This window comes from Brevundimonas sp. FV1ye4L (assembly GCF_058681255.1).
This window is the reverse complement of the sequence record NZ_CM178734.1, coordinates 708,193-725,331: the sequence shown is the minus strand read 5'-3', so window position 1 is coordinate 725,331 and position 17,139 is coordinate 708,193. Positions and strand designations below refer to the sequence as shown.

At 67.6% G+C, this 17,139-nt stretch carries 13 protein-coding genes; 6 read left to right on the top strand and 7 right to left on the bottom strand.

The features are described from left to right. Positions 1 to 50 precede the first annotated feature (50 nt). From ACW17X_RS03395 to ACW17X_RS03380, 4 genes are all read right to left on the bottom strand, one after another. Positions 51 to 731 (bottom strand): TPM domain-containing protein, encoded by a 681-nt coding sequence (locus tag ACW17X_RS03395; protein ID WP_492099661.1) that lies wholly within the window; start codon positions 729 to 731, stop codon positions 51 to 53. Then, positions 731 to 1,489 (bottom strand): TPM domain-containing protein, encoded by a 759-nt coding sequence (locus ACW17X_RS03390; RefSeq protein WP_492099660.1) that lies wholly within the window; start codon positions 1,487 to 1,489, stop codon positions 731 to 733. The genes ACW17X_RS03395 and ACW17X_RS03390 overlap by 1 nt, the downstream gene beginning before the upstream one ends. Before the next feature lie 59 nt (positions 1,490 to 1,548). Continuing rightward, on the bottom strand, positions 1,549 to 2,226 hold the full coding sequence (locus ACW17X_RS03385) for a LemA family protein (protein ID WP_492099659.1): 678 nt from the start codon (positions 2,224 to 2,226) through the stop codon (positions 1,549 to 1,551). A gap of 61 nt (positions 2,227 to 2,287) precedes the next feature. Further along, positions 2,288 to 3,211: a bifunctional methylenetetrahydrofolate dehydrogenase/methenyltetrahydrofolate cyclohydrolase gene (locus ACW17X_RS03380; RefSeq protein WP_492099658.1), complete on the bottom strand. Its 924-nt coding sequence runs from the start codon at positions 3,209 to 3,211 to the stop codon at positions 2,288 to 2,290. A gap of 108 nt (positions 3,212 to 3,319) precedes the next feature. Between ACW17X_RS03380 and ACW17X_RS03375 the strand changes: the two genes are divergently transcribed. Both ACW17X_RS03375 and fni read left to right on the top strand, forming a co-directional pair. Further along, on the top strand, positions 3,320 to 5,149 hold the full coding sequence (locus ACW17X_RS03375) for a PPC domain-containing protein (RefSeq protein ID WP_492099657.1): 1,830 nt from the start codon (positions 3,320 to 3,322) through the stop codon (positions 5,147 to 5,149). 40 nt (positions 5,150 to 5,189) lie between these two features. Continuing rightward, positions 5,190 to 6,221 carry a type 2 isopentenyl-diphosphate Delta-isomerase gene (gene fni / locus ACW17X_RS03370; protein WP_492099656.1) on the top strand — a complete coding sequence of 344 codons (1,032 nt, stop codon included), beginning with the start codon at positions 5,190 to 5,192 and terminating at the stop codon, positions 6,219 to 6,221. Positions 6,222 to 6,233: 12 nt separating this feature from the next. Here the strand turns inward: fni and hutH are convergent, their stop codons facing one another. The 3 genes from hutH to hutG are packed head-to-tail and all read right to left on the bottom strand — an operon-like array spanning position 6,234 to position 10,260. Then, positions 6,234 to 7,763: a histidine ammonia-lyase gene (gene hutH / locus ACW17X_RS03365; RefSeq protein ID WP_492099655.1), complete on the bottom strand. Its 1,530-nt coding sequence runs from the start codon at positions 7,761 to 7,763 to the stop codon at positions 6,234 to 6,236. 3 nt (positions 7,764 to 7,766) lie between these two features. Beyond that, complete coding sequence (hutU, locus tag ACW17X_RS03360; RefSeq protein ID WP_492099654.1) at positions 7,767 to 9,431, bottom strand: urocanate hydratase; 1,665 nt, start codon at positions 9,429 to 9,431, stop codon at positions 7,767 to 7,769. A 7-nt stretch (positions 9,432 to 9,438) separates the two neighbouring features. Then, the gene (gene hutG / locus ACW17X_RS03355) at positions 9,439 to 10,260 is read right to left on the bottom strand and encodes an N-formylglutamate deformylase (protein ID WP_492099653.1); all 822 of its coding nucleotides are present in this window, start codon (positions 10,258 to 10,260) and stop codon (positions 9,439 to 9,441) included. 75 nt (positions 10,261 to 10,335) lie between these two features. Between hutG and ACW17X_RS03350 the strand changes: the two genes are divergently transcribed. Genes ACW17X_RS03350 through ACW17X_RS03335 form a run of 4 tightly spaced genes read left to right on the top strand, consistent with a single transcriptional unit; the run spans position 10,336 to position 17,132 of the window. Further along, positions 10,336 to 11,697, top strand: coding sequence for a formimidoylglutamate deiminase (locus ACW17X_RS03350; RefSeq protein WP_492099652.1), 1,362 nt, complete (start codon positions 10,336 to 10,338; stop codon positions 11,695 to 11,697). Further along, positions 11,694 to 12,413 (top strand): histidine utilization transcriptional repressor HutC, encoded by a 720-nt coding sequence (hutC, locus tag ACW17X_RS03345; protein WP_492099651.1) that lies wholly within the window; start codon positions 11,694 to 11,696, stop codon positions 12,411 to 12,413. Before ACW17X_RS03350 ends, hutC begins: the two co-directional genes overlap by 4 nt. Then, on the top strand, positions 12,413 to 13,624 hold the full coding sequence (gene hutI, locus ACW17X_RS03340; protein ID WP_492099650.1) for an imidazolonepropionase: 1,212 nt from the start codon (positions 12,413 to 12,415) through the stop codon (positions 13,622 to 13,624). The genes hutC and hutI overlap by 1 nt, the downstream gene beginning before the upstream one ends. Before the next feature lie 37 nt (positions 13,625 to 13,661). Then, positions 13,662 to 17,132, top strand: coding sequence for a class I SAM-dependent DNA methyltransferase (locus tag ACW17X_RS03335; protein ID WP_492099649.1), 3,471 nt, complete (start codon positions 13,662 to 13,664; stop codon positions 17,130 to 17,132). The last annotated feature ends 7 nt before the right edge of the window (positions 17,133 to 17,139 follow it).

Here is a 17,139-nt window from a genome sequence, read left to right as displayed (position 1 = left end):
GGGCGGATGGCTAGGCCTTTTGGGCGCGGATTGCGACCCCGATACGACGATCAAAGCAGGATCAGGTGATCCGGCAGCTCATTGGGGTTATTTGCGCGGGGCGGGAAATGAGTCGCCAGAACCTGGCCGCATCGCTCGATCGCGGCCTCGAAACCGGCGACGGGCCGGCCCGCCTTGAGCTCGCGGGTCAGGACGGCGACGGTGTCGGCCCAGACGCCTTCATCGACCTTTTGATGGATCAGTTCGTCGGCGATCAGCTCGACCTGGTGTTCCTTGAGAGCAGCGAAGATCAGAACCCCGGTGCGGTCCTGGGTGACGTGGACGCCGTGGGCCAGGAACTGTTGCAGGGCCGCCTTGCGCACTCGGGCCCGACGCAGACCGCGCGGCGTAACCCAGCGCAGGATCGGCGGCAGCCGCGTCAGCAGGAAGACACCGACGAAGATCGCCGCCTGGATGAAGGCGTAGGCCGCCAGGGCCTGGCCGACGCCGGCGGCCTGGGCCGAGGCGTGGGCGGCTTCCCAGGTGCCGCCGAACGGCCAGGACAGATCAAAGCCGAAGGGGATCAGCAGGGTCGGCGTCAGCAGGGCCGCGCCCGCCGCCCAGGCCAGGCTGACGTCCACATAGGACGATACGCCGCGCGAGACGACGCAGAAGATCTCGCCCGAGGTGCCGGTCTCGGCCGAGGCGATGGCGGCGGCGACCCGCGTCCGGTCTTCGTTCGTGAAGCGCATCACCATCCTCCCGAAGCGCCGCCGCCGCCGAAGCCGCCGCCGCCTCCGCCAAATCCACCTCCGCCGCCGCCGAAACCGCCGCCGCCGCGCCCAGCGTTTCTCAGCGCTTCCGACGCTGCCCACAGCAGAATGGGCGTCACACTGTCGCCGCGATGGCGACGCCCGCGTCCTGCGGAACCGACAGCCACCAGAAGGAAGAGGATGAAGATCACCGCAATGATCACGATAGGCAGGATCGGCGCGGCGCCGGCTTCATCTGCTTCCTGGACGGCGGCGGCTCGTGCCTGAGCCTCCGCAGGATCGAGCTCCAACTGGCCGATCAGGGCGTCCACACCTCGGACGACGCCCGTCTGATAGTCACCGTCGCGGAAGGCCGGCAGAATCTCATTGCGGATGACCATGGAGGAAATGGCGTCGGTCAGGATCGGCTCCAGCCCGTAGCCGACCTCGATCCGCACCTTGCGTTCAGTGGGGGCGACGATCAGCAGGGCGCCGTTGTCGCCGTCCTTCTGGCCGATGCCCCAGGCGCGGCCCAGCTGGTAGCCGTAGTCCTCGATTTCCTGGTCCTGGAGACTGCGGACCGTGACCACGACCAGTTGGTCGCTGGATTTGGCTTCGAGCGCAGCCAGCTTTTCCGTCAGCGCCTGTTCGGTCGCGGCGTCGAGCAGATCCGCCTGATCCACCACTCGACCGGTCAGGGGCGGGAAGTCCAGTTTCGCCTGCGCCGCCGCCGGCATGGCGAACAGCAGGACGGCCATGAGGCCGAAGAGACCCGCGACGACGCCCGCTGGACGCCGTGTCCGAACGGGGAGGGCGCTCACTGGGCCGGCGGGGGCGAACCCGGCGCGACCGGAGCAGCGCCCCCGCCGGGTGCGGCTGCGGGCGTCCCGCCGAGATTGAAGTTCACCTGCGGCGCGGACTGCGCCTCGGCCGTGGCGGTGAACAGTTGCATCGGCTGGGAGCCCGCGTGGGCCGTCTTGGCCCAGATCACGTTCGGGAAGGTGCGCAGGGTGGTGTTGTAGTCGCGCACCGCCTCATTGTAGTCGCGCCGCGCGATGGTGATCCGGTTCTCGGTGCCTTCCAGTTGGGACTGGAGGGTCAGGAAGTTCTGATTGGCCTGAAGCTGGGGATAGGCCTCGACCGAGACCAGCAGGCGCGACAGGGCGCCGGACAGCTGGCCCTGGGCCTGCTGATACTGCTGGAAGGCCTGCGGATTGCTGAGGTCGGCGGCGGAGACATTGACCGAGGTGGCGCGGGCGCGGGCGTTGATCACGTCCGTCAGGGTGGTGCGTTCCTGGATCGCCGCCCCCTGGACGGTTGCGACCAGATTGGGCACCAGGTCGGCGCGACGCTGGTACTGGGCCTGGACATCGGCCCAGGCCGCCTCGGCCCGTTCCTGCTTGGTCGGGATGGTGTTGTAGCCGCAGCCGGTGACGGCGGGCGCCGCGACGAGAGCGGCGGTCAGAGCCAGAGCGCGAGCGTTGAAGCGAGCCATGGATTTTCCCCTATCGGCGATTGCGCCGGTGCGGCGACTATCGCCTCAGCACCGCAACGCTTCAAGCGTCCAATGGCTCCGGTTCGATTCCAATCGAGCGACAGGCGGCCGAATAGGTGTTGGCCAGCAGACAGGCGATGGTCATGGGGCCGACGCCTCCGGGGACGGGTGTGATGCGGCCGGCGACCTCGACCGCCTCCTTGAAGGCGACGTCGCCGACAACGCGGGTCTTGCCGTCGGCCGCCTTGACCGGATCGGCGGAGGGCACGCGGTTGATGCCGACGTCGATGACGGTCGCGCCCGGCTTGATCCAGTCGCCCTTGATCATCTCAGGCCGACCGACGGCGGCGACCAGGATGTCGGCCGTGCGGCACAGGGCGGGCAGGTCGCGTGTTCTGGAATGGGCGACGGTGACGGTGCAGCTTTCGGCCAGCAGCAGCTGCGCCATCGGCTTGCCGACGATGTTGGACCGGCCGACGATGACGGCGTTCAGGCCGCTCAGGTCGCCCAGCTGGTCCTTCAGCAACATCACGCTGCCGAGGGGGGTGCAGGGCACCAGGCCCGGAAGGCCGACCGCAAGGCGCCCAGCGTTGACGACGTGGAAACCGTCCACATCCTTATCAGGGTCGATGGCGTCCAGCACGACCGATGAATCGATATGTTTCGGCAGGGGCAGTTGGACCAGAATGCCGTGGATGCCGGCGTCGGCGTTCAGTGAGGCGATCAGGGCCAGAAGTTCGTCCTGGGTCGTGGTGTCGGCGAGGCGGTGGGTGTCGGACCGCATGCCCGCGCGCAGGGTCGTTTCGCCCTTGTTGCGGACATAGATTTGGCTGGCGGGGTCTTCGCCTACGATGACGACGGCCAGGCCCGGCTTGACGCCCTGGCTGGCTTCCAGGCGGGCGGCGGCGGCGGCGACGCGGTCCACCAGGTCGATCGAAAAGGCCTTGCCGTCGATCAGGGTCGCGCGTGTGGGCTCGGCCGACATGAGGGCTCCGGTACAGATTGGATTGGGGGAATGCAAAAGGGGAATGGCGGCGATTTACAGCCGTCATGGTTCGGCGTCTATGATCGGCTTCAAACTCTGGAGTCTTCTATGAACCGTCCGCCCCTCGTCGCCGCCGTCAGCGCCATCGCCCTGGCCTGGGCCGTCTCGCCCGTCCTGGCCCAGGACGTCCAGGCGCTGCGGCTCGGGGCGTCGGTGAACGGCGCGCTGACGGATGCGGATTCGGCGACGACCGGCGATGACGCCTATCGCTATGACGACTACCGGTTCGAGGCCCGTGCGGGGCAGCGACTTGAGGCCGTTCTGCGGTCGGACGTTTTCGACGCCTATTTGGCGCTCTACGCCGAAGGGGCCGATGAGCCCCTGGCCGAGGACGACGACGGTTTGGGCGAAGCCACCCATGCGCGGCTGCGCTTCACGCCCAAGACGAACGGGACCTACATCCTGCGCGCCCGCACTCTGTCGGGCACGGACGGCGGCGACTACAGCCTGTCGCTGCGCGAGCGTCCCGCTCCGCCGCGCGCGCCGCGTCCGTCCACGCTCCGCGTCGGCGGCGAGCAGGCCGGGGAGCTGAACGGGCGCGATCCGGAACAGGAGGACGGCGGCAGGTATGACGCCTACGTCTTCCGCGCTGCGGCGGGGCAGCGCGTGATCGTGACGCTGGAGTCCGAGGCCTTTGATCCCAAGGTCCTGGTCGGACGGATGAACGGCGCCGACTTCGTCGAACTAGCGCAGAACGACGATGGACCGAACGACGGGCTTAACTCGCGTCTGGTCTTCACTGCCCCGGCCGCCGGCGACTATGTGATCCGCGCCACTGCACTGCAGGAGGGCGAGGGGCGCTATACGGTCGGACTGAGCGAGGCGCCGCCCGCTCCGCCGGCCAAACCCATCGCCATCGGCGACAGCGTCGATGGAAATCTGGATGACGAAACGGGTGCGAACGATGAGGGGCAGCGCGCGGAATTCTATCGGTTCTCGGCCGAGGCCGGACAGCGCGTGGCCATCGAACTTTCGTCCAAGGACTTCGACACCTATTTGACCCTACGCAAGGCGTCGGACAACTCGGTCGTGGCCGAGGACGACGACGGGGCGGGATCCGGGACCGATTCCCGGATCGCCGAGACCCTGGAAGAAGCCGGCGACTATGTGATCGAGGCGCGCGCCTTCAGCGGGGACGGCGAGGGGCGGTTCAAACTGAGCCTTGAGGAGGTCGCACCGCCGCCCGCGCCGTCGCCGCTGACTTTCGGTCAGACGGTCGAGGGCGAAATCACGACCGACGCGCCTCAGGACGACGACGGCAAACACTATGACGCCTATGTCTTCAGCGGGACCGAGGGCCAGCGCGTCCAGGCCATCCTGCGCTCGGGCGATTTTGACGCCGTGCTCGCGATCGGATCGGCCGAGGACGAGTTCACCGCCCTGGCCACCGACGACGACGGCCTGGGGGAGGGGACGGACTCGCGACTGAACCTCACCCTGCCGTCGACGGGCGACTATGTGGTTCGCGCCTCGCCCCTGACCGGCGATGAGAAGGGCCTGTATTCGCTTGAGCTGATCGATCGCGGTCCCGAGCCCAAACCGGGCAGTGTCCTGGTCGGCGCCACCGCGCGCGGGACTTTGAGCGTCGCCGACGCGCTGGCGGACGAAGGCGCCTACTACGACGCCTACAGGTTCCAGGCGAAGAAGGACGAAAAGCTGCGGATCACCCTGGTCTCGAACGCCTTCGACGCCTTCATCGACCTTGGCGAAGACGGTGAGGACTTCACCAGCATCGCTTCCGACGACGACAGCCTGTCGGACACCCACGCCAAGCTGGATTGGACCGCGCCGGAGGACGGCTGGTACGTGGTGCGGGCCCGGTCGCTGGGGCCGAATGAGACCGGCGCCTACGCCCTGACCGTCGAACGCCAGCCCTGACCGCCCCATCCGGGCCACGATCCGGTCCTAGGCGAGGGGAATGACCGACGCTGTTTCGCCCAGCCGCAAGGACCAGCACCTGGATGTCGTGCTGTCCGGGCGGGGTCGCCACGCCCGCGACGCCGGGTTCGACTCCATCCGCTTCGTCCACGAGGCCCTGCCGGACCTGGATCACGACAAGATCGACCTGGGGGCGGATTTTCTGGGGCGACGGCTGAAGGCGCCCCTGCTGATCAGCGCCATGACCGGCGGCCCGACGCGGGCCGAGGCCGTCAATGCGCGCTTGGCGGAGGCGGCCCAGCATCTGGGCATCGCCCTGGCCGTCGGGTCGCAGCGGGCGGCGCTTGAGGGCGGTCCCAGCGGTGGGCTGGACATTGATCTGAGGCGGCGCGCCCCGGACACGCCGATCCTGGCCAATATCGGCGCGGCGCAGCTGACGCGCGGCTTCGGCCCGGACGAAGCACGACGCGCGGTGGCCATGGTCGGGGCCGACGCCCTGGTCGTGCATCTGAACCCGCTTCAGGAAGCCTGCCAGCCCGAGGGCGACCGCGACTGGTGGGGCGTTGGAGCCGCGCTGGAGGCCCTGATCCGAAAGATCGAGATTCCGGTCGTGGTCAAGGAGACCGGCGCAGGCCTGTCCGGTCGGACGGCGCGCCGCCTGATCGACATGGGCGCCGCCGCTGTCGATGTTGCGGGCGCCGGAGGGTCCAATTGGGCCTTGATCGAGGGCGAACGGGCGACCGATCCGGACGACCGGATCCACGCCGCCGCCTTCGGAGACTGGGGCGTGACTACGCCTCAGGCCATCGTCGATGTTCGCCGCGCCTGTCCTGAGGCCGTGGTCATCGGATCAGGCGGAGTTCGGGACGGGGTGGATGCGGCCCGCGCCATTCGACTGGGGGCCGACATCGTCGGTCAGGCTGCCGGGGTGCTGACGGCAGCGACCGAATCCACCGATGCGGTCGTAGCGCATTTCCAACGGGTCGTCCGTCAGATGAGGACGGTCTGCTTCTGCACCGGCTCGGCTAATCTGGCCGCCTTGCGACGGGCGCCGCTCCAACCCTTTGACTGACTGTTCAGTGGCTTATGTCGATGGCAGAAGGTCCTGCGTGAAGATGCGATAGCGACCGTTCCGCACGCCGTCCGTCGCCCGGGCGATGTCCGGCGCGAAATAGTGGTCGCTGGCGTAGGGCGCAGCGGCTTCACGGACGATGGACAGGACCTGTTCCAGCGCCGGCGAACTGGTCAAGGGGCGGTGAAACTCCAGCCCCTGGGCGGCCGCCAGTAGTTCGATGCCCACGACCGTCGCCGCGTTCTCGGCCATGTCCAGCAGGCGTCGCGCGCCATGCGTGGCCATGGAGACGTGATCCTCCTGGTTGGCGCTGGTCGGGACGGTGTCGATGCTGCACGGATGGGCGACCATGCGGTTTTCCGCCACCAGGGCCGCCGCCGTGACCTGGGCGATCATGAAGCCCGAGTTCAGGCCGCTCTCCTTGACCAGGAAGGCCGGCAGTTCGCTCATCTTCGGGTCGACCAGAATGGCGGTGCGACGCTCGGAGATATTTCCGATCTCGCACAGAGCCATGGCGATCTGATCGGCTGCAAAAGCAATAGGTTCGGCATGGAAGTTGCCGCCGGATATGACGTCGCCGTCCTCGATGAAGACCAGGGGATTGTCGGTGACGGCGTTGGCTTCCCGCTCCAGCGTCGCAGCCGAAGCATTCAGGATATCCAGGATGGCCCCCATGACCTGGGGCTGGCACCGCAGGGAATAGGGGTCCTGCACCTTGGCGCAGTCGTCGCGGTGACTGTCGCGGATGGCGGAGCCGGTCATTAGTTGGCGCAGCCGCGCCGCGACGGCGATCTGGCCGGGCTGGCCGCGCAGGGCGTGGATGCGCGGATCGAACGGCGCATCCGACCCTTTTAGCGCGTCGACCGACAGGGCGCCTGCCGCAAGACCGGCGGCGAACACCGCCTCAGTCGCGAACAGTCCGGCCAGGGCGAGGGCGGTGGAGCACTGGGTGCCGTTCAGAAGAGCCAGGCCCTCCTTCGGCCCCAGGGTCAGGGGCGTCAGCCCGACCCGCGCCAGGGCCGCCTCGGCGTCGAGGACCTCGCCGTTCAGCCGGGCCTGACCGACGCCAATCAGGACGCAGCTCATATGGGCCAGGGGCGCCAGATCGCCCGAGGCGCCGACCGAACCCTTGGACGGGACGCAGGGCAGGACGTCGCCGTTCACCAGGGCGACCAGTGCTTCCAGCGTCTGGCGGCGGATCCCAGAGGCGCCGCGCGAAAGGCTCGCGATCTTCAGGACCATCAACAACCGGGTCACGGCGTCCGGCAACAAGGGGCCGACCCCGCAGGCGTGGCTGAGCACCAGATTGCGCTGCAGCGTCTCCAAATCCTCCGACGCGATGGAGGTGTTGGCCAACAGGCCGAAGCCAGTGTTGACCCCATAGACGGTGCGCCCCTCGGCCACGATGGCGGCGACGGTGGCCGCCCCCTTGTCGACATCGCCCCAGGCGTCGGCGGAGATCGTGACCGTCACCGGGCCGTCCATTACGGCGCGCAACTGGGCGAGGGTCAGGGGGGATTGGCCGATGGCGATCCGGGTCATGTGTCAGGCCTTCAGGCTGGGGAGGTTCAGGCCATGCTCGCGGGCCGCGGCGCGGGCGATGTCGTAGCCGGCGTCGGCGTGACGCATGACGCCGGTGGCGGGGTCGTTCCACAGCACCCGTTCCAGGCGTCGGGCGGCTTCGGGCGTGCCGTCGGCGACAACGACCACGCCCGAATGCTGGGAATAGCCCATGCCGACCCCGCCGCCGTGGTGCAGGGACACCCAGCTGGCGCCCGAGGCGGTGTTCAGCAGGGCGTTCAACAGAGGCCAGTCGGAGACGGCGTCCGACCCGTCCATCATGGCCTCGGTCTCGCGGTTCGGACTGGCGACCGAGCCGGAATCGAGATGATCGCGGCCGATGACGATGGGGCCGGACAGTTCGCCCGACGCAACCATCTCGTTGAACATCAGGCCGGCGCGGTGTCGATCACCCAATCCGATCCAGCAGATACGGGCTGGAAGCCCTTGGAATGCGATACGTTCACTCGCCATGTCGAGCCAGCGGTGCAGACCGGGATTGTCGGGGAACAACCGTTTCATGGCGGCGTCGGTCTTGCGGATGTCGCCCGGATCGCCGGTCAGGGCCGCCCAACGGAAGGGGCCGATTCCACGGCAGAACAGCGGGCGGATATAGGCGGGCACGAAACCGGGGAAGTCAAAGGCGTTCGCCACACCCTCGTCGAAGGCCACCTGACGGATGTTGTTGCCGTAATCGACGACCGGCACGCCCGCGGTCTGGAAATCCAGCATCGCCTGGACGTGGGCGACGATGGAGGAACGAGCGGCGGCCGAGACCGAGGCGGGATCGCTGACCCGCCGGTCCTCCCATTCGGCCACGGTCCAGCCTGAGGGCAGATAGCCGTTGACCAGATCGTGGGCGCTGGTCTGGTCGGTGACCAGATCGGGTCGCACGCCCCGACGCACCATCTCAGGCAGCACGTCCGCAGCATTGCCTAACAGCCCGACCGATATCGGCTTTCTGGTCTGATTGGCCGTCTCGATCAGGGCCAGGGCCTCGTCGAGCGTCTCGGCCATGACGTCGAGGTAGCGGGTCTTGAGCCTCATCTCGATCCGGCTGCGCTGGCATTCGACCGCCAGGCAGGAGGCGCCCGCCATGGTCGCCGCCAGGGTCTGGGCGCCGCCCATGCCGCCCAGACCGGCGGTCAGGGTCCATTTGCCGGCCCAGTCGCCGCCGTGGTGCTGGCGACCCGCCTCCATAAAGGTCTCGTAGGTGCCTTGAACTATGCCCTGGGTGCCGATGTAGATCCATGAGCCGGCCGTCATTTGGCCGTACATCATCAAGCCCTTGCGATCGAGTTCTGAGAAATGCTCCCAGGTCGCCCACTTCGGCACCAGATTGGAATTGGCGATCAGGACGCGGGGCGCGTCGGCGTGGGTGCGGAAGACGCCGACCGGCTTGCCCGACTGGACCAACAGGGTCTCGTCCGCCTCAAGCGTCTTTAGGGTCTCGACGATCCGGTCGAAGGCGGGCCAGTCGCGCGCCGCCTTGCCGATGCCGCCATAGACGACGAGGTCCTGGGGCCGTTCAGCGACCTCGGGGTCGAGATTGTTCATCAGCATCCGCATGGCCGCCTCGGCGACCCAGGTCTTGGCGGTCTTTTCCGGGCCGCGCGGGCTGCGAACGATCCGGGCGTTGGGCGTGTTCATCGGGCGATCACCGGCTGGATTGGGCGAAGGCTATGCAGGCGGCCAGTACGCGGCGCAGATGGGCGCGCATCGGTTCGGCGCGTTGCGGATCGTAGGGGCTGGGCCAGTTGTCGGGCGAGACCGCGCCCGTCGGATCGAGCATGTATCCCCGGTCCGCCAGCTCCATCTGGATGGCGTGGACGCCGGTCTCGGGCCGACCATAGTGGCGCGTCGTCCAGCCCCCCTTGAACCGTCCGTCGACGACCAGACTGTCGCCGCTGGCGGCGCAGGCCGCCTCCACCGCCCGGGTCAGTTCGGGCGCGCAGGTGACGCCGCCGTTGTCGCCGATGTTGAACTGCGGCAGTTCGCCGTCGAACAAGCGGGGCACGACCGAACGGATCGAATGGGCGTCGTAGAGGACGACCGCCCCCCGGGAGCCCAGACGGTCGATCTGGGCCCGAAGCGCCGCATGATAGGGATCGAACCAGGTCGCACGCCGCTCGGCGATCTCGGCCTCGTCCGGCGTTTGGCCGGAGCGGTACAGGGGCTCGCCGTCGAAGGTCTCGGTCGGGCACAGGCCGGTCGTGGTCATCCCGGGATAGAGGGAGACGCCCGACGGATCGCGGTTTACGTCGATGACGCTGCGAGAGACGGCGGTGCGCACGAGGGTCGCGCCCAGATCGACGGCGAAGTCGTAGAGCCGATCCACCCACCAGTCGGCGTCCTTGCGCGCCAGCCAGGGCGAGATCATCCGGGCCAGTATGGCGTCGGGGATATCGGTCCCCGTGTGCGGCAGGCCGATCACCAGGGGCGCGGAGCCCTCCACGACGGTCAGCCAGTCATCGGTCATCCGCGCTTCCCTCGCCAAATCGATCCGCCGGGTTTATGTCTAGACATATTGATCGCAACATGACGGACCTGTCCAGTGACCCCTGAGCCGGAACCTGTGGACCTCGCTCTCTGGTTCGAAGCCGCTCTCTTGCCCGACGGCTGGGCCAAGGACGTGCGGATCGGCGTTAGAGCGGGCCGGATAGCCTCCATCGACGTGGGGATTATGCGGGCGCCGACAGACGGGGGCGGCGGGATCGGCCTGCCGGGCGTGACCAATGTCCACAGCCACGCCTTTCAGCGCGCTATGGCCGGCCTGACCGAGGCGCGTGGACCTTCTGACGACGACTTCTGGACCTGGCGCGAGTTGATGTACCGCTTCCTCGACCGGGGCGGCCCGGACGAGATTGAGGCCATCACCGCCCTGGCCTTCGCGGAGATGCTGGAAGGCGGCTTCACCCGTGCGACCGAGTTCCACTACCTGCATAATGACCCCGCAGGCGCGGCCTATGCGGACCGGAGCGAAATCGCCGGTCGGATCGTGGCGGCCGCTCAGGTCAGCGGGATCGCCCTGACCCTGCTGCCGGTCTTCTACGCCCATTCCGGTTTCGGGGCTCTGCCGCCGGTCCGGGGACAGAGGCGGTTCATCACCGATCTGGACGGCTTCGCCGACTTGGTTGCGGCCTGCCGTCGTCTGACGCAGGACATGGAAGACGCACGCGTCGGCGTGGCCCCGCACAGCCTGCGCGCCGTCAGCGCCGACGAACTGGCGGTGCTGCCCGGACTGGCCCAGCAGGGACCGATCCATATTCACGTGGCGGAACAGACCAAGGAGGTGGAGGACTGTCTCGCCTGGTCCGGCGCGCGTCCGGTGGAGTGGCTGCTGAACCACGCGCCGGTCGACGAGCAATGGTGCCTGATCCACGCCACCCATGTGACCGAGGCCGAATGGCGCGAGATCGTCGCGCGCGGCGCCGTCGTCGGCCTGTGCCCGATCACTGAGGCCAATCTGGGCGACGGGATCTTTCCGGCGACGCCCTATCTGCAGGCTGGCGGCCGGCTCGGGGTGGGGACGGATTCCAACGTGCAGATCGGCCTGGCCGAGGAGCTTCGGATGCTGGAGTACAGCCAGCGGCTGGGCCTGCGCGGGCGCGCCCTGACGGCGGACGCAGCCCGGTCGACGGGACGGGCCCTGTTCGAACGCGTTTTGGCGGGCGGGGCGTCTTGCGGTCTGGCGGTGGGGCAGGTCGCCGACATCGTCTCGCTGGACACGCACCGCCTCGCCTTCGCCGGCCGCTCGGGCGACGCGGTGCTGGACAGCTGGATATTCGCCGCCCCGACGGGATCGATCGCCTCGGTCTGGCGGGCCGGTCGGGAGGTCGTGCGCCAAGGGCGCCATGTGGCCAGGGACGCCCTGGAAGCGCGTTTCCGCGCAGCCTTGAAAACGGTTCTGTCATGACGGCGAACGCCCTTCACCGGCGAATCTACGCCGATCTGGAAGCCCAGATCCTGTCGGGAGACCTGTCGCCCGGCGCGCGGCTGCCGTACGAGCACGAACTGACGGATCGCTACGACTGCGCGCGAGCAACCGTGTCCAAGGCCCTGTCGGAACTGGCGGGGCGGGGTCTGGTGGTCCGTCGGCGGCGAGCGGGCACCTTTGTGGCCCAGCCCAAGGCCCATGCCGCCTTCCTCGCCATTCCCGACCTCAGAGCTGAGATCAATGAACGGGGACAAGTCTATGATTATCAACTTCTGGAACGCCTGGTTCGTCCGCCCCAAAACCCGGAGGAAGCCGAACTGGCGGCAGGCGGCCGCCTGATTGCGCTGACTTGCCTGCACAGCGCAGACTCGGTTCCTCTGGCTCTGGAGCGGCGCCTGATAGCCTTGGCGGCTGCACCTCAGGCTGAAAGCGTGGATTTTCAGTCCGTTCCGCCGGGGAGCTGGCTTCTGGACTCCGAGCCCTGGACTCAGGCCGAAAACCGGATCGGCGCCCTGGAGGCGGATGCGCCGTCCGCCCGGCTGTTGCAGATCCGGGCCGGCGCCGCCTGCCTCTGCGTCGAACGACGAACCTGGCGGGACGGGCAGGGGGTGACGCGGGTGCGCCAGATCTTCCCGGGCGATCGCTATGATCTCGTCGCCCTGTTCTCCTCTGTTCATGCCAAGGATCAGGTTTGATGAAGGCCGAGCGACTTCTCATCGACTGTCACGCCGCCACCATGGCGGAGAGCGCAACGCCTTACGGCGCGATCGAAGACGCCGCCGTGGTGATCGCGGACGGACGGATCGCCTGGATCGGCCCGCGGGCGGACCTCCCGTCGGTCGAGGCCCAGACGATCGAGCGGCTCGACGGCCGTTGGCTGACGCCGGGACTGACCGACTGCCACACCCATCTGGTTTTCGGCGGAGATCGTTCGGGCGAGTTCGAGCAGAGGCTGGGTGGGGCCACCTATGAAGAGATCGCGCGGGCGGGCGGCGGCATCGTCGCCTCGGTCCAGGCCACGCGCGCAGCGTCCGAGGATGACCTGTTCCGCTCGGCCATGGCGCGGCTTGAGGGGTTGAAGGCGACCGGGGTGACGACGGTCGAAATCAAGTCCGGCTATGGTCTGGACCGGGAGTCGGAGTTGAAGATGCTGCGCGTCGCGCGGCGCATCGGGCGCGAGGGCGGGGTCCGCGTCCGCACCAGCTATCTGGGCCTGCACGCCATGCCGCCGGAATACCGGACGGACCGCGCCGCCTATGTCGATCTCGCCATCGACGACATTCTGCCGGCCGCCCACGCCGAAGGCCTGGTGGACGCCGTGGACGCCTATTGCGAGCCCATCGCCTTTTCACGCGAGGAGGTGTCGCGCCTGTTTGATCGCGCCCAGGCTTTGGGACTACCGGTCAAACTGCACGCCGACCAGTTGTCGGACGGCGGCGGGGCGGAACTGGCGGCGCGCTACCGAGCCCTGTCGGCCGACCACATCGAATACGCCACAGAAGCGGGCGTCGCGGCGATGGCCAGCGCCGGAGTGGTCGCCGTTCTGCTACCCGGCGCCTTCCTGATGCTGCGCGAGACCCAGGCTCCGCCGGTAGCCCTGCTGCGGACACATGGCGTGCGAATGGCCGTCGCCACCGACTGCAACCCCGGCACCTCGCCGGTCGTCTCCATGACCGACGCCCTGAACCTGGCCTGCGTGCAGTTTCGCCTGACGCCGGAGGAGGCTCTGGCCGGGGCGACGCGCGAGGCGGCGCGGGCGCTCGGCTTGCAGGATCAAGCAGGCGTGCTGCAGGCGGGACAGGCGGCGGACCTCGCAGCCTGGGACATCTCGCGGCCCGCTGAGCTGGCCTACTGGCTTGGCAAGCCGATGCTGCACGCACGTTGGATCGCCGGAATACGATCTTAGATTGCATCTACCTACAAAATAACCATAGGTTGCTTTCATGGTCGGAAAGCAACCCCACGATGTTGATGCCTTCATCGCTCACTGGGCCCATGTCCCGATCAGCGAAAGGGCCCAGTACCAGACCTTCATCATCCAGCTCTGCCGGCTCATCGGCGTCCCGGCGCCGGATGACGAGCAGATGGGCGACCTGGACTATTGTTTCGAACGGCCGGTCCGGTTCGTTCACGAGGACGGGGTCAGCCATCCTTGCTATATCGACTGCGCCAAGCGCGGCTGTTTCGTGCTTGAGGCCAAACAGTCGCGAAAGCGGCGAGACGGCGGGCCGCTGGACCCGGCGGTGCAGCTGGGCCGGTTCGTACACCCGTCGCGCAAAGTCCGCGCTCCTTCCCCGGAAGCTCTGGATCGGGTGATGCGGGTGGCGAAGCGCCAGGCGGAGAACTACGCCAAGGCCCTGGACGAATGGCCGCCGTTTCTGATCGTGGTCGATGTCGGCCGAGCCATCGAGCTGTGGTCCGACTTCGCGCGGCAGGGCAAGGCCTATGCCCAGTTTCCGGATCGCGCCAGCTACCGGATTGAACTGGACCAGCTGCGTCAGGCGGAGGTGCGCGAACGGCTGCGTCGGGTCTGGACCGATCCGATGTCGCTGGACCCCGCCCCCCGCGTAGCGGAAGTCACCATGGATATCGCCGCCCGCCTGGCCCTGCTGGTCCGATCCATCCGTCAAAGGCAGTCGCAGCCGACCGATGATCAGGCGGCGCGGGCGGCGAGGGCAGGGCAGATCGCCTTGTTCGTCATGCAGTGCATCTTCGCCATGTTCGCTGACAGTGTCCGGCTGATCGAGGCGCGCGGCTTTCAGCGTTTCCTCGAGTCCTATCGCGGAAAGGCGGACCGGTTCCATGATGCGGCTCGGGTGTTTTTCAGCACCATGGATATGGGCGGCCATTGCCTGGCGACCCAGCAGCGCATTCGCCAGTTCAACGGAGGCCTGTTCAAGGTGGTCGATCCGATGCCGATCACCGAGGCGGAGCTGGCGGCCCTGATCGAGGCCTCGAAATGCGACTGGAGCCTGGTGGAGCCGGCCATCTTCGGCGCCCTGCTGGAACAGGCGCTGGACCCGTCTGAGCGGGCGGAGCTGGGCGCCCATTATACGCCGCGCGCCTACGTCGAGCGGCTGCTGGAGCCGACGATCATGGAGCCCCTCCGCGCCGAATGGGAAGCGGTAGAGGCCCAGGCCATTGGTCTTCATCTGGAGGGGGAGAGTGCGGGCGCTCGGCGGATGGTTCGCGCCTTTCATGATCAGCTCTGTCGGGTGCGGGTTCTGGACCCGGCCTGCGGCACGGGGAACCTTCTCTATGTCGCAATGCGGATGATGAAGGAACTTGAGGGCGAGGTTCTGGGCGTTCTTGGCGAGATGGGCGAGACCCAGGGGCGGTTAGGCATGGAGGGCCACGTCGTCAGCCCGGAACAATTCTATTGGCTGGAGAAGAACGCCTGCGCGGCCTGGATCGCGGAAATGGTGATGTGGATCGGCTACTTGCAATGGCATTTCCATCTGTTCGGTGAAGCCAAGCAATCCGAACCGATCCTGAAGGATTTCCAGCGTGTCGTGCGAACGGACGCGCTGGTCAGTTGTTCGCGCCTGGATCTGGCGCGCGATGCAGAGGGCCGGGTGATCACCCGGCCCGTGGGGCGATTGTCGGATGGCGCGGCCGAGCGAGAGGTCGAACACTATGTCGATCCCTATCCCACACCATGGCCGGAAGCGCATTTCATCGTCGGCAATCCGCCCTTCATCGCCGGCAAGGATCTGCGTGCGGAACTGGGCGACGGCTACGTCGATGCTCTGGACAGCCTCAGAGGCGGTCGGTTCCGCTCGGCCGACATCGTCACGGCCTGGTGGGATCGAGCGGCGGACATCCTGACCCGTGAGGGATCGACCCTGCGGCGGTTCGGGTTCATCACGACCAACTCGGTGACCCAGACTTTCTCACGACGGGTGATCGAACATCATCTGACCCGCCGACCGCCGATCCGTCTGGTCTTCGCTATTCCCGATCACCCCTGGGTGACGGGCGCCGGGCGCGCCGATGTGCGGATCGCCATGTCCGTCGCCGAACGGGGCGAGCCGGACGGTCGTGGGCGGTGGCTGGAGGTTATCGGCGAAGACGACCTGCATACCGATCTGCCGAAGCTGAGTTTCCGGGAAAGGGAAGGCGTCATCGGCGCCGACCTGATGATCGAGTCGGGTCTAAGTCGCACGGTCGATCTGAAGGCCAATACGGGTCTAGCCTATCGCGGGGTTCAGCTGATGGGGGCTGGCTTTCTGGTCAAGCCGGCGCAGGGGCAGGACCTTCTTGCGGGGTCGGAACACGACGCCCCGTGTCCGCTTCGCACCTATCGCAACGGCCGGGATCTTGCGGATCGGTCGCGAGATCTGCAGGCGATCGATCTGTTCGGCTGGGACGAGGCCGAGGTGCGGCGTCGCCATCCGTTGATCTATCAGCATCTGCTGGAGACGGTGAAGCCTGAGCGGGACCGCAACAACCGCGCTTCTTACCGGGACAACTGGTGGATCTTCGGCGAACCTCGCCGGGACTTGAGAGTCGCGCTTGAGGGGCTCGACCGCTATATCGTCACCGTCGAGACGGCCAAACACCGCTGGTTTCGCTTTCTCGAGTCCGCCGTCCTGCCTGACAACAAGCTGGTGGTCATCGCCAGCGATGATCCCGCCGTCCTGGCCGTGCTCTCGTCCCGTCAGCATCGCGCCTGGTTCGCCGCCAATGCCGGTCGGATCGGCGAGTACCGGCGCGAGGCCGTCTATGTGAAGGGGGCATGTTTTGACCGGTTCCCCTTTCCGTCGCCGACGTCGGCGCAGTCGGCGGAATTGGCGGCCCTGGGCGAAGAACTAGATGCGACGCGGGCGGGCGTCCTAGCGGAGCACCCAGGCCTGACGATGACCGGCCTTTACAACGCGCGGGCGCGTCTCGACGACCTTACGGCGATGGACGCCGTGGAGCGCTCGGTCCACGACGCCGGCCGCATCGGCATCCTGGATCATCTTCACGGGATGATCGACCGGGTCACGGCCGAAGCCTATGGCTGGCCCGTCAATTTGTCCGACGCCGAGACGGCGACCCGACTGGCGGAACTCAATCGGACGCGCGCGGCGGAGGAGGCGCAGGGACGAGTGCGGTTCATTCGCCCCGCCTATCAGATGGAGCGGGTCAGAACTCCGTCAGCGCCGGTTCAGATCGAAGCCATCCTGTCTCACGAAGCGATCGCGCCCCACCTGCCAGACGATCCCGGTCGACTGGCGGCCGCCCTTCTGGCCAGTCTGCGTCGATCCGGCATGCCCACGCGTCCCGAGGAGTTGGCGAGGGCGTTCGACGGCGGCGGGCTGCGCAAGCGGCGAACGATCGAGCACACCCTGGCCGTCCTGGGGGTTTCCGGCGCGGTTCAGAGGTCGGAAGGCGGATGGTTCGCGCCAAGACGGGGCGGCCCTGGCTGATCCGACA

What these genes read in the sequence shown, in the direction of transcription:
- ACW17X_RS03395 (WP_492099661.1), bottom strand. Translation starts at nt 731, where the DNA reads ATGCGCTTCACGAACGAAGACCGGACGCGGGTCGCCGCCGCCATCGCC.
- ACW17X_RS03390 (WP_492099660.1), bottom strand. Translation starts at nt 1,489, where the DNA reads ATGGCCGTCCTGCTGTTCGCCATGCCGGCGGCGGCGCAGGCGAAACTG.
- ACW17X_RS03385 (WP_492099659.1), bottom strand. Translation starts at nt 2,226, where the DNA reads ATGGCTCGCTTCAACGCTCGCGCTCTGGCTCTGACCGCCGCTCTCGTC.
- ACW17X_RS03380 (WP_492099658.1), bottom strand. Translation starts at nt 3,211, where the DNA reads ATGTCGGCCGAGCCCACACGCGCGACCCTGATCGACGGCAAGGCCTTT.
- ACW17X_RS03375 (WP_492099657.1), top strand. Translation starts at nt 3,320, where the DNA reads ATGAACCGTCCGCCCCTCGTCGCCGCCGTCAGCGCCATCGCCCTGGCC.
- fni (WP_492099656.1), top strand. Translation starts at nt 5,190, where the DNA reads ATGACCGACGCTGTTTCGCCCAGCCGCAAGGACCAGCACCTGGATGTC.
- hutH (WP_492099655.1), bottom strand. Translation starts at nt 7,763, where the DNA reads ATGACCCGGATCGCCATCGGCCAATCCCCCCTGACCCTCGCCCAGTTG.
- hutU (WP_492099654.1), bottom strand. Translation starts at nt 9,431, where the DNA reads ATGAACACGCCCAACGCCCGGATCGTTCGCAGCCCGCGCGGCCCGGAA.
- hutG (WP_492099653.1), bottom strand. Translation starts at nt 10,260, where the DNA reads ATGACCGATGACTGGCTGACCGTCGTGGAGGGCTCCGCGCCCCTGGTG.
- hutC (WP_492099651.1), top strand. Translation starts at nt 11,694, where the DNA reads ATGACGGCGAACGCCCTTCACCGGCGAATCTACGCCGATCTGGAAGCC.
- hutI (WP_492099650.1), top strand. Translation starts at nt 12,413, where the DNA reads ATGAAGGCCGAGCGACTTCTCATCGACTGTCACGCCGCCACCATGGCG.
- ACW17X_RS03335 (WP_492099649.1), top strand. Translation starts at nt 13,662, where the DNA reads ATGGTCGGAAAGCAACCCCACGATGTTGATGCCTTCATCGCTCACTGG.